Annotated in this window: 9 protein-coding genes; 2 read left to right on the top strand and 7 right to left on the bottom strand. The window is 51.4% G+C overall.

The genetic code is table 11. The features are described 5' to 3' along the window. Nucleotides 1-52: 52 nt before the first annotated feature. The 7 genes from AB4Z33_RS20840 to AB4Z33_RS20810 form a co-directional block, all read right to left on the bottom strand. Nucleotides 53-1,171 carry a hypothetical protein gene (locus AB4Z33_RS20840; protein ID WP_442051731.1) on the bottom strand — a complete coding sequence of 373 codons (1,119 nt, stop codon included), beginning with the start codon at nucleotides 1,169-1,171 and terminating at the stop codon, nucleotides 53-55. A 119-nt stretch (nucleotides 1,172-1,290) separates the two neighbouring features. After that, nucleotides 1,291-1,866: a helix-turn-helix domain-containing protein gene (locus AB4Z33_RS20835; RefSeq protein WP_442051730.1), complete on the bottom strand. Its 576-nt coding sequence runs from the start codon at nucleotides 1,864-1,866 to the stop codon at nucleotides 1,291-1,293. A 224-nt stretch (nucleotides 1,867-2,090) separates the two neighbouring features. Then, nucleotides 2,091-3,104, bottom strand: a complete 1,014-nt coding sequence (locus AB4Z33_RS20830) for an S-layer homology domain-containing protein (protein WP_442051729.1) — start codon at nucleotides 3,102-3,104, stop codon at nucleotides 2,091-2,093. Between the two features lie 200 nt (nucleotides 3,105-3,304). Further along, entirely contained in the window at nucleotides 3,305-4,447 is a 1,143-nt protein-coding gene (locus AB4Z33_RS20825; RefSeq protein ID WP_442051728.1) for a response regulator, read from the bottom strand. Beyond that, nucleotides 4,419-7,610, bottom strand: coding sequence for a hybrid sensor histidine kinase/response regulator (locus AB4Z33_RS20820; protein WP_442051727.1), 3,192 nt, complete (start codon nucleotides 7,608-7,610; stop codon nucleotides 4,419-4,421). The genes AB4Z33_RS20825 and AB4Z33_RS20820 overlap by 29 nt, the downstream gene beginning before the upstream one ends. A gap of 76 nt (nucleotides 7,611-7,686) precedes the next feature. After that, a complete protein-coding gene (locus AB4Z33_RS20815) occupies nucleotides 7,687-8,526 on the bottom strand; it encodes an SDR family oxidoreductase (protein WP_442051726.1) in 840 nt (279 codons plus the stop codon). A 38-nt stretch (nucleotides 8,527-8,564) separates the two neighbouring features. Beyond that, entirely contained in the window at nucleotides 8,565-9,467 is a 903-nt protein-coding gene (locus tag AB4Z33_RS20810) for a LysR substrate-binding domain-containing protein (RefSeq protein ID WP_442051725.1), read from the bottom strand. Between the two features lie 179 nt (nucleotides 9,468-9,646). Between AB4Z33_RS20810 and AB4Z33_RS20805 the strand changes: the two genes are divergently transcribed. Together AB4Z33_RS20805 and AB4Z33_RS20800 are read left to right on the top strand one after the other, a co-directional pair. Further along, nucleotides 9,647-10,762: an extracellular solute-binding protein gene (locus AB4Z33_RS20805; protein ID WP_442051724.1), complete on the top strand. Its 1,116-nt coding sequence runs from the start codon at nucleotides 9,647-9,649 to the stop codon at nucleotides 10,760-10,762. 2 nt (nucleotides 10,763-10,764) lie between these two features. Beyond that, nucleotides 10,765-12,447 (top strand): ABC transporter permease, encoded by a 1,683-nt coding sequence (locus AB4Z33_RS20800; RefSeq protein ID WP_442051723.1) that lies wholly within the window; start codon nucleotides 10,765-10,767, stop codon nucleotides 12,445-12,447. Nucleotides 12,448-12,614: the final 167 nt, after the last annotated feature.

Raw genomic sequence — 12,614 nt, 5'->3', positions numbered from 1 at the left:
GGATAATCTCTTCCTATGTTTTTCGAATTGTCAGGAGCACTGCTCTACGCCGTTACTCTCGTACGCCGATTTTGCGCAATTGATTCCGTTCATGGCTCAAGCCCAGATTAGCGAGCGTTCTCATGCATAATAAGAACATTTTGCGGTCATCGGGAATGATTTTTTTGTACTGGAGATTGCGAATGGTCGCAAGCTTCGTCTCCGCGTCGGCTTGTTCGAAAGCGGTTTGCAGCAGCTCGGCGCTTTCCGGCGCATCGTTAGCTACTGCCGATAGGGGCTGTTCGCTCGAACCGGATAACGGCATAACGCCTACCGAATCCAACGTGTGCCGCCGAACGCGAGCTGCACGCTCAGCCTTCACCTCGTCAATATGCGAGGCAAGATCATCTATGGCCTYGATGCCGAATATTCCCATGAGTCGGTTCACCGCATATCGCTGCCCTTCATTTATCTCCTCTGGCGCCCGCTTGTGAACGTCGGCCAAATACGCTTGACCCGATCGATAATTGTTGTACAGCACACTGCGGTCTGTACATACAATTCGGAGAAATTCCTCTATGTTTCTGGCAACTATCGCTATTTCATTGTCGAAATCCATAGGAGAGACAACGGCAATATAGGCGTTCTCCAAGTCGCCCGCCGTACCGAAGTCAGTAACGAAGCAATAATGAATGCCATCCACTCCTGGACTTGCGAACGGGATAAAATCGGGCGGCGTGCAAGGGTAACGAAAGTCCTGCTTCTGCATGAGCAGGCCCAGCTTCAAATCCATATCACGCCCAAGCTCCAGCTCGAGCTCGTAGAGACGGATCACGGTTTGCGGTACAGTATACTTGCCATATTGGCCATGAACCTCTGGGGGAGGCTCTAGAACCGGCTTATCTTCATTGCTTATCCGGCCGAATTTCACTTTGTTCGAAAGATTGTCTCTGTCTACGCTGGCGTAAGCTTGAATGATATCAGGCACATATTCCCTTGTCATCTGAATGCCCTTCATCACCTGGAACAGCGTATGCAGCTTAGGTGGTTCCCACTCTAGAAGCACCGTTTCCGTAATCTCACCCTGCCAATTGAATTCAATTTCCAGCATATGATAGATTTGACTTCGGAGCTGATCGGTCAGTAGATTCAATTCCTCCATGATTAGCTTGATTTCAGATTGCTTGTCCATGCGCTAAACCTCCCGGCTTATTGAAACTCCCAGCATTTGTATGACCTGTTGTTTTATTACGCATCGCGCAACAAGTTGTTTCAACAGAATGCCGGCCGCAGTCAAGCAATCCAATCCTTTTATACAATCTCTATAATATTCTCTTCCGGAATCGGCAATTTCCTTTTCAAAGCAGCGAGATGCTCATCGTTCATATATTTCTCCTGCCGTTCGAACATCCCCAGATAGGAGCCCGTTATGCCTATAGCCTCAGATAGTTCGGCTTGAGTCAGCTTAGACTTTCTCCGAATCGTTCTGAGCTCCAAAACAATAAATCGGTTCGGTCTATTCGTTGTCCCCGGAATACCGTTCTTGCCGTTGCTTTCCGTTCTTGCTGCTTTGTATTGCTCAAGATCTTTGTTTGCCTTTTCCAGTCCCGCCACTCGCTGTCTTAATTCCATAATTTCTTGCTTCAATTGCTCGATGTTGTTATCACCGTTTGTTACGGGATTGCCTTTTGCATCAACAAACAGCAGTACATCGCTAACTGGAACGCCGAGCATGGCGCAAAACCGATCGATCGTTTCAAATGCTATCGGCTTATCTTTATTTATTTTTGCGGTAGTCGTCGATGACATCCCTTCTTCGTTCACGATATCTGTAATTTTAATATTTCGGTAAGCAATGATTTTCCTTAACGGTTCGAAAGATAACATTTTCCGTTCACCTCTAGTTGCAAATATTCTACGCATTTCTCATGACAAGCGTAAACGGCTATCGCCGTCCTCTGGCGGCGTAAGCTAACGTTTCGCGGATGAAATATAAGCCTAGTATAAGCGTACAATTTTATACTTTCTTATATTTTTAAAAAAGAGCTACCCCGTTCAACAAGGACCGTTGAGAAGGGATAGCTCGCCAGCATCCAGGACCCGTTGCCCGCCTAGATAAGCCCGGACTTCATAAGCAATCGTCGGACGATTATGGCTGCCTCTGCTTTGGATATATAGGTTTTTGGAGCCAGCTCGGTACCCGTCATGCCGACAATAATGCCTGCTTGCAGACAGTCGATGACGCTGCTCTTCGCCCAACCCGAGATCAGGCCTGCGTCAATGAACGCACTTAATGTTTGTTCAGCGGAATCGGAAGCGGAAGCCAGCTTCGCCTTAAGCCCTGTCAGCTTCATTGCTTTCGCTATGATTTCAAAAGCTTGCTCGCGAGTAATGAAGTCCGCAGGATGAAACTTGCCGTCCGCGAGCCCGCTGATCAAGCCATAGGTGTACGCCGTGTTAGCCGAGCAGTTGAACCAATCCGCGCTGTTAACGTCCGGGAACGGAGTTATGCCGCTTTGTGGCTTCAGCCCAAGACCTTTCACGATGGCATCGATATATTCAGCGCGCGTGATCGATTGATTCGGGTTAAAGCATCCCGAACTATTGCCTTGGATGATCATCCGCGAACCCAGATCATTCACGGCTTCTCTCGCCCAATGACCCGCCATGTCGGCGAATTGGGCCGAATGCCCTACGAGCACGAACCGGCTGTTCGTCAAGCTGTTCACTTTGGCGTAATACTTGCCGCCCTCGACAACGACCTTCGTCGGCACATGGCGGGTATCCCCGTCCGCCTCGATGACGACAGCAGTCGTTATTTGCGAACAATCAACGCCTTCCGGCACTGCAATCGTTCTTTCCACATAAGACTCGAACGAGGTCACCTCGATCGTTTTGTTGCGATAGGTTGCTTTTACAGTAAAATGGTTAGGATGCACGAGGATTGTAAATTCGCCAGCGATTGCCGCTTGTTCGGCAAGCTGTTCCGATTCCGCGGTCGAGGCGGCGATTTCAACCTCAAACACGATTTCTTGAAGTTTGGTCTTCTTCCCGAACTGATTCAATAGAGGGGCTGTCTTAATCTGACTCACCGGCAGCATATACGATGCTATATCGGAATGCATAACAAGAATTGTCTCTTTTTGTTTCCTTTGGTTGACCATTTGACCACTGAATTGACCTACCATAACATCCGCTCCGTTATTGCCGGAATCGTTACTGTTGCATGGCGGCTTTCCGCCGCAAGCTTCTCTTCCAGTATCGTAAAAGCAGTATAACAAAGGTCGCTAAATGGATTCTAAAACAAAAAAAAAGGCCCTCCAACCTAATCATTTAGGTTAGAAGACCTGATCATTTTCCCTTGCTCATAGCAGCGGACCATACTTTCAGTAGGCCCAATATCAAGCTCGTCTTGAATGAGCGCCACGAATGACTCGTAGTATCGCTGACGAGCTTGCCAATCGTTCAGTCGCTCATAGCCTTCCAGAACAAGCATGCATAGATCCTCGGAATATGGCGATTTCTCATGCGCGGACAATAGCCTGTTGACTGCTTTCCTCACGAGGCCTTGGCTTATTTCGTAGCTTGCAAGCTTGGTAACGAGATGAATATATTTGTCTAGCAATCTGCTTCGGTAGATTTCCGCCCAGTCATAGTCCAGTCCGTCAAGATAGTCGCCTCGATAAAGCGCAAGAGCTCTGTCGACATGAACAACTTCGATCTCGGACATCATCGATTCGGAGCTGTCCGAATGAAGGTCGAATTCAGCCGTGTCGACCTTGACCTCACCCAGCACCAACCGATATTTGTCTAGAGCGTACTCGATCGCAAGCGTTGTCCCCCACTCTTTGAACAGCTTGCGGATTTGGGATACGGACGTATGAAGATAGGTCAACGCTTTGTCATACGGATAGCCTTGCCATATCATGTCCAATATCAATTCCTTCGCAACCCAGCGATCCGGCTGCATAAGCATATAAGCGAACAGCTCCTGCGCTTTAGCCGTCTTCCACTTCAGAACCTGCGTCTTGCCGGATTCGTATTCAAGTGACAAACCGCCGAAGCAGCGCACAATAAGCCGATCCGATGAAATCGTCTCGCGGCTCGGAACCCTTTTCTCGATCTGATTYAGCGTTTTGGCGAACCGCTCCTCCTCGATCGGCTTTAACACATAGTCCAAAGCCTGCACCTCGAAAGCCTCGATCGCATATTGGGAGTATGCGGTTATGTACACAATCCGTATGTCCCCCGGCATTTGGCCAATGTAAGCGCCTGCCTCTAGTCCATTCATCTCGGGCATCCCGATATCTAGAAAGGCTACATCGACTGGCGATTCAGCCAAATGATCCAGCGCCGCCTTCGCGGACGTATATTTCCCCTCAACCCGGAAGCGGCCGTCGGCTGCAAGCAGCATTTCCAGATGGTACAGCGCGGGCTTCTCATCGTCTACCAATATGCAGGTTAACATCTTGATCCCCCTTTGACGCTTCGTAATCTCTCATGGATGATCTAGGCAGCTTGAAGCCGACTTCCGAACCGACAAGCGGCTCGCTGGCTACATGGAGTTCTTCTCCGTAAAGCGAGCGCAGTCTTCTATTAATATTCACTAGACCGACGCCCGAGCCGGAACCCGGCTTCTCTACGAATAGATTCGTAAGCTGCTCGCCCGACATCCCTACGCCGTCATCCGATATAAGCACATGAAGCGCCTCTTCCGACTCCCATACTTTAATCTTAATCGTACCGCCTGCCGCCTTTTGCATAATGCCATGCCTAACCGCATTCTCKACTATCGGCTGAATCGCAAGCGGGGGCAACAGGAGATTCGGGCTCGCCTCGATCTCGTATTGCACTTGCAGACGTTCTTCGAAACGAGCTCCTTCCAGCGTCAAATATGCTTTGATCAACTCAAGCTCCTTCTGCAGCGGAATAAGCTTATCATGACTTTGAAAATCGAAGCTGCCTCGCAAATAAGTGCTTAATTCGGTAAGCAGCTGTGTTGCCTTGCTTGGATTTACTTTCGACATATAAATAATGGTGTTGAGCGAGTTGTATAAGAAATGAGGCTTGATCTGCGCCTGCAGGAAGGCMATCTCCGTACGCACGGCGTTTTGAGCGGAACGCCGCAGCTCAATTAACGTTCGCACTCTCGCACGAAGCTCGCTTGCTTCGACCGGCTTGCTTAAGAAGTCATTGATTCCGGAACGAAAGGCGAGCTCAATCTCTTCCGCCCGCCCACGTGCAGTCAGCATCAGGACAGGCAGCTCGGATAGCGAATATCTGAGCCTGATCGTTCTGCTAAGCTCAAGGCCGGACATTTCCGGCATCATCCAATCCGTAATGACCAATTCAACCTCCGCGCGATCGGTTTTGTCCAACATTACCAGAGCTTCGGCACCCGTCTCGGCGGCAATGACGTCGTAATCGTCCATGATCAGAATATCGCGCAGCACTTGCAAATTGATCGGATCGTCGTCAACAATAAGGACCAGTCCTCTGGCGGCCTCCTCTTTCGATGCGGCAGCTTGCTTCATGGTAACTGCGACTGATGAATCGGATTCCAGAGTCGGAACGATGATCGCCGGTTGATGGCTTTGGCTGTAGCCACTGTAGCCGCTGTAGCCCGCCTCATCGACTGCAGAGGATGAAGCAGCTGGCACGGTAAACTTAAATACGGCTCCTCTGCCAAGCTCCGACTCCGCCCATATCGTTCCGCCTCCAAGCTCGACCAGTTTCTTCGTAATGCTAAGTCCAAGTCCCATTCCCGCAGGATTGTAGACGTCGTCTACGATGTGCAGCGTTTCATTAAAGGAAAGAAATATAGTCTCCAGCCGGTCCGGCGCGATGCCGATACCGGTATCCGCTACGGTAATGACGATCATGGGCCCTTCGACATCGGCGGATATCGTAATCATTCCTTCGCGCGTGAACTTCACGGCGTTGCCGATCAAGTTATACAAGATCTGCTGCAGTCGATCCTCGTCTGCCCGTAATAGCGGCAATTCATCCGGCAATTGCTGCACCCATTCGAGCTTCCGGTTGCCGACCGAATGACGAAATACTTCTAGAATCGTGGAAACGATTGATCGGAGCTCGACATGTCTTTGCTTGAGAACGACGTCGCCGTTCTTCAACTTCGCCCAATCCAGAATATCGTTAACGAGCAAGGATAGCCTTTTGCCCGAAGCCATAATAATCGATAAATGATGCCGCTGCTTCGGATTCATGTCCCCAGCGATGCCTTCCATCAGCGACGATGCCATATTGACGATGCCATGCAAGGGCGTCCGCAGCTCATGCGACGTATTGGCCATAAAGTCGTTTTTCAGTTCGTCAAGCGTTAGCAGCTTCTGGGACAACTGCTCCACCTTGCGGAATGAACCCGCATACCGGTATGCGAAGTGAAACGCCTGCGTCATGACGAACAACAAGATGCCGTAAGAACTAAGCAATTGGTTCTCCATGAGACCGTATACGTTCATCAGGTTAACCGCGACTACGACCATAATACTGATACCGTTCATAAGCATGAACAGCACGTTCATGGAACGAAAGCGCAAGCTTCCAGCCATCAAAAAGACGACATAGAGAAATAGGCCGATATTAAGCATGTATATCGCGGTCCCCCACTGGGAGAACAAAAAAGGCGAGATCGTAAGTGCGATGAGCACTTGAATGCCGCTTGTCCACTTCACGATATGCATCACGCGTCTGTTTGCCATCGCTGGAGAATCCGTTGCTATGTAATGTACGATGAAATAATAGACGAGTGTAGTCGCTATCAACTGCAGTCTCAGCACCAACTCGTAAGGTGCGGAAGGAAGTATAAAGCCGATCAGCTTCTCTCCATGAGTAAGCACATAGACAAGAGCCGCTACCGCGAAGCCGCCCAAGTACAGCACTTGCTTTTCCTGTCTCCGCAGCCGGTACAGCACGAAGAAATACACGATGGACACCATGAAGCAGACTGCCGTCAAAATATCGCCGAAGGCGTTCGCATCCCTGCTTCTTAATATCGATTTATAGTCGCCGAAGGTGATGGCGTACACCATGCCGCCCGACGCATAGCTGTAGTTCGCCACTTGAACGATAACCTCGACTTCGCCGCCGCTTACCGTGAACACGCCTACATAGGGAATGTTGTCCTGCGTACCTTGCTTGCTTKACTTTCCAGGCACGCCGCTGGCGCCGACTTCCGTTCCGTTCACGAAAATCCGGTTGGAGGAGCGGATATTGTTCGTCTTAATGCCATAGACCGTCTCTCCCTGATCCTCCACCATCACACGCAGCCGATACGTCGCATACCCGTCCGCTCCCGTCTCCCCCGCCTGAGCCATGTAATGATTCCAAATACCCGGCACCTCTACGATGTCATCTGCGACCGGATTCGAAGCCGTTTCCCCATTTTTGTGAAAATCGCTCGGCGTCAACAGCTGCTCCTTATACAATTCCCACTCGCCCTTGAGAGGAGCTATTCCGTTCTCCTGAAAATCCCATTCTCGCAAATCAAGAACGCCTGCTTCGGACGATGGATACATCGACGATTTAATCAATTGATTCGTAATCCAATAAATCGGAAACGCAATAACGACGAATCCGATCAACAGCGCAAGCGCCAACTGTTTTCGCATTGAAGTCTCCTTGACGTCTTTTACAAGTTAAAATATAGCTTACGCGTATTCGGCACGCCTTCAACACCGGGGTGGGTCACTGCGCTACCTGCTGTTCGCTCCATGTCCAGAACTTAGCGGCAAGCTCCGGGTCAGCGCCCCGCTTCGATACTTGCACAGGCTTGCGATCGATGTAGTAAAGTCCCGTCGACGCTCCGCCTGCCTCGCTTGAGGCCAAGTATATCGCGGTATCCGCTCCCTTGAGCGGAGTACGGAAGAACGGACGCACCATTCTGAGAACCGTCTTGCCGAAGCCCGTCGTCCGGTCAACGCCGATATTCGTGCCTACCGCTCCGGGGTGGACGCTATTAACCGTCACATTCGTGCCGGCAAGACGCTTTGCCAGCTCCCTCGTGAACAAAATGTTCGCCAGCTTCGACTGCGCGTACCCTTTTGCCACATTGTAGCCTTTCGTTAAGAAAGGATCGTTAAAGTAAATCCGGCCGGCCTTATGCGCCCCTGAAGAAACGTTGACGATTCGGCCTTGCGGCGCGGCCTTCAGCAAATCTAGCAACTCATGAGTGAGCAGAAAATGTCCTAAATGATTGACGCCCAGCATCGACTCGAAGCCGTCCTTCGTCGTCGCGCGCTTCAAGGAAACGACGCCGGCGTTATTCACAAGCACATCCAATCGTCCATAACGTTCCTTGAACGCTTGCGCGAAGCTGCGGATGCTGGCCAAGTGGCCGAGATCGCATAACATCAGCTCGATCTCGGCGCCTCCGCAAGCAGCGCGCGCCTGCTCCAGCGCCTGCTTGCCCCGCTCCTCGCTGCGGCAGGCCATAATGACTTTAGCCCCCATCTTGGCAAGCTCAACGGTCGTTGCGAAACCCATGCCGGAATTTGCTCCGGTTACAATGACCAGCTTTCCGTCCATATTTCCCAATTCTATTCGCCTCCGTTAACTCTTATTTTCTACAGCTTATCATTGTCGTTCATCCGTTGTCTCATATATTCGATGAAAGCACGCACTTGGGGCGATAACTGCTCCTCGTCTCGATAGGCTAGACATATTTGCCTGCGATTCACGTAGCTTGGCAGCTCGCGCATGACGAGCTCACCGGCCTTAATCTCCCGCGCTACGCTGCGGCGCGGCAGGATACCGATGCCCATATTGCACTTCAGCGCCTCCTTGATCGTTTCGATCGCGCCCAGCTCCATAACGGCTGACCACTGGAGTTTGGCTTGATCAGCCCACTCATCTGACAGCGTACGCGAGGTTGTTCCTGTCTCGTGCAAGAGAAAGGTTTCCTCTCGAAGATCGTCGATTGAAATATCCTTGTAATCCACAAGCCTATGCTGCGGAGACATGAGCAGTTGAAGCTCATCGGTCAATAACGGGAGTACGATTAATCCTGCTTCATACGTATGTCCAAGGGAGACGATCGCCGCATCAATCTCATAATTATGCAGCATCGCAAGCACCGATTCAGCCTGCTTCACGTTCAGCATTAAGCTCGCCTTCGGATACAAGCTTCGGAACTCGGTTAAATAGGACGGCAGCACATAGGTCGCCGGCGTATAGCTGGCCCCGATCCTAAGCTTTCCTTCTCCTTGCTCCCGCCGCTCAGCCATCGTCTGCTTAGCTTCGTCCATGAGATAGACGATCCGTTTGGCGTATGGGAGAAGCTCGGCGGCGGCATCGTTCGGATGAAGGCTGCGCGAGCGCTTGCGGAACAGCTCGACACCCAGCTCCTCCTCAAGCTTGCGCAGATGAAAGCTGACCGTCGGCTGTTTGAGTCCGAGCTTGCCCGCGGTTTCGGCTAAAGTCTTCCCCCCGCATACTTCCAAAAACACTTTCAACTGCTGCACATTCATTATTCCGCCCCCATCAGCCTTCTTCTCTTCGTTTATTTTAATATAGATAAAATCTATATGAACATCAATATTCATAGAGCATATTTAATAAAATCTGAAACTCTACTTTACGCCCGTCTAACAAACGATTGCTACATTTAACTTGTACGAAAATAGATTATCGGAGGGAAACACAGAAAATGAATAAAACGTGGAGTCGTAAATTGGGGTTCTTGTTATTAGCAGCTGTCATGATCGTAATCGCCGCATGCGGCAACAACGGCACGAACAATGCCGGCAACAACAGCAACGCTGCTGGGGGAGAGGCTGCAACGAACGCGCCGACCACTGAAGCGCCTGAAGCAAGTCCCGAAACCGTCCAAGACGCAGGAACGCTGACCGTCTACTTAAATGATTTTGATGAAATGATCGTTCCTCTGTTCGAAGAAGCGACAGGTTATAAAGTCGAGGTAGTTGTCGGCAACGGCGCAGAGATTATGTCCCGTGTCGAAGCAGAGAAAGGCAATCCCCATTGGGACGTACTCTGGCTCGACTCCATGCCGTCCATCCACAGCTTAGGGGCTAACGGACAGCTGCTTGAGGGCTGGACACCGAATAATGCGGCTAATCTGACAGACTTCGCGAAAGCTTTCGTCCCGGAGAAGCAGTGGTACTTCCCTACCGGCGCGCATGCAGCAGGCGTTATCGTTTATAACAAGGACAAAGTCAAAGCCGAAGATGCTCCGAGTACGTGGGAAGCATTCGCAGATGCCAAGTACAAAGGCATGCTCGGCATGGCCGACCCTGCCGTCGCTGCGCCTGCTTATCCGTTCGTATCGTGGTTTTTCAATGAAAAAACGTTGGATGGCGGCAAGGAATACTTTAATTCTCTCATGAAAAACGATCTGCATGTGTACCCGAAAAACCCGAACGTCGTTAGCGCGCTGACATCAGGCGAGATTACAGTAGCTGCCTTGCAGGAAAGCAATGCCTACAAAATGAAAAACGACGGCGAGCCGATCGAAATCATTTGGCCTGAAGAGGGAGCCCCTGCATCCGTTCGCGTAGCCGCAATCCAAAAGGATACGAAAAATCCGAATGCAGCCAAAGCATTCGTCGAGTTTCTGCTTGATGCCAAGACGCAGCAGGCGCTCATCGATCAAGGCGAGGAAAGCTACTTCGAGCCGTCCGTTAACGGCGTACAGCCGAAAGCGGATCGCGCTGCCGGAGCGAAGCTGGTAGCTACAGAAGCAGCATGGGCATCCGAGAATGAAGCGGCGATCAAGCAATGGTTCGCCGACCAGTCCGTGCAATAGCGATGGGACACATCATTAAGGATCGTCTCGGATGGTCCGTCAGCATTATTTTGTTCATTCTTGTTCTCTATCCCTTGGCAGCAGTCATGATTCAGGTGCTGCTGCCCGGGGTTTTCTTCGGCAGCTGGCAGCTAGGCGACGTTAAGCTTCTATTGGAAATTTTCCACCGCCCGCTTTGGCAGAAGTCGCTTGAGAACTCCGTTCTGCTCGGTGTCGGCACAACGGCTCTTGCCGCAACGCTTGGCGGCGTACTCGCCATGATTCGCTCGGCTTGGTCGTTCCCGACTGCCAAGCTGCTGGACGGTGCCGTATGGCTGCTGCTCATCACGCCTTCCTTTATATTGGCGCAAGGCTGGGTACTGTTTGCTTCAGGCAACGGGATCGCCGCAGGTGTGCTCGGATGGGATTGGGTAACGGACGCCGTCTTCCAGCCCATGGGACTTATTGCCATTATGACGCTTAGCAAGTTCCCGTTCGCTTATCTCAGCGTACATGCCGCCATGGAGTGGAAGGTCGATCAGCTGTCACACGCAGCAAGGTTAAGCGGAGCAACGCCCTTCACCGTCTGGCGAACCGTTCAAGCACCGCTGCTCATGCCATCCTTTCTTGCGGGAGCGGCGCTTGTATTCATGGATACGATTGGCGACTTCGGGCTTCCGGCCTCTATCGCCGCCGTCTACAAGTTTCCGACCTTGCCTTACTCGATCTATTCCGCGATCTACACGTCGCCAATCCGGTTCGACATGGCCGGCGTATTGTCGTTCTACCTTGTCGTGCTGATCGGCATCGCCATGTTCGTCCAGTTCTATGCGATGCGGCGCGCCCGCTTCGACTTCCTGTCTGCCCGCGCCGTGCCTTCCGTGCCGAAGCCCGCCGGCAAATACGCGGCTCCGCTAGCGATCGCGAACATCTTGTTCTTATGCGTCGTTATTGGCATACCGTTCGGCGCAAACGCCATGATGTCGCTGCTGAAGCAGCAGTCTGGCGGACTATCAATGAGCAATTTGACGCTCGATCACTACCGGAAGCTGTTCGAAGGCTCGCAAGAGCTGCTCAGCGGGCTTGGCCACTCTTTAATGATAGCGGCAGCAGCCGCTTTGCTAGGACTGCTCGTCGGTCTAGGAGTCGCTTATGTGCTCAGCTACTCGCAGTTCCGTTACAAGCGGACGATCGAAGTATTCTCTATCGTTACGCTGGCCGTTCCGGGCGTCGTGCTTGGCATCGGATATATTTTCGTATGGAATCAACGCTGGCTCTCTTCCATCGGCCTGCTGCTGTACGGCACGCCATGGATTCTTGTCCTTGCCGCGATTGCAGGCGCCATCCCCGTCATAACGCGGCTTATGGTCGGAGCAATGGCCAAAGTACCGCATAGCTTATTAACAGCGGCTCAGCTTCAAGGCGGATCTTTCTTCAGCCGGATTCGTTTCATTCTTATCCCGCTTATTCGCGGCGCTTTGCTCTCTGCGGGACTGGCGGCTTTCGGCTCAAGCGTATTCGATCTTGCCGTTAACTCGATCTTGTTCCCGCCGAATTTTATGACGCTTCCCGTCTCTATTAATAAGGCGTTCGAAGACTTGGACTTCGGGTATGCTTCAGCCGCTACCATTGTCGGCTCTATTATTGTCATTACGATTATTCTGGCGATTGAGCTGCTGCTTCGCCGCAAAGAGGTGCGACTATGAACATGAATCTATCAGCTATTGCCATGGAACAGCTTCCTGCTCCCACCGAAACCAATCCTAAGCCGCAAGCGGCAATGCTGCTGGAAGTAAGCCGACTAACGAAAAACTACGGCTCCTTCCAAGCGCTTAGAGGCATTTCATTCGATATGCGCCAAGGTGAAATCATT

The sequence above is a fragment of the Paenibacillus sp. 2TAB19 genome, assembly GCF_052115185.1.
Classification (GTDB): Bacteria; Bacillota; Bacilli; order Paenibacillales; family Paenibacillaceae; genus Pristimantibacillus.
Note: the sequence above shows the minus strand (reverse complement) of the source record. Positions and strands in the feature narration are given on the sequence as shown.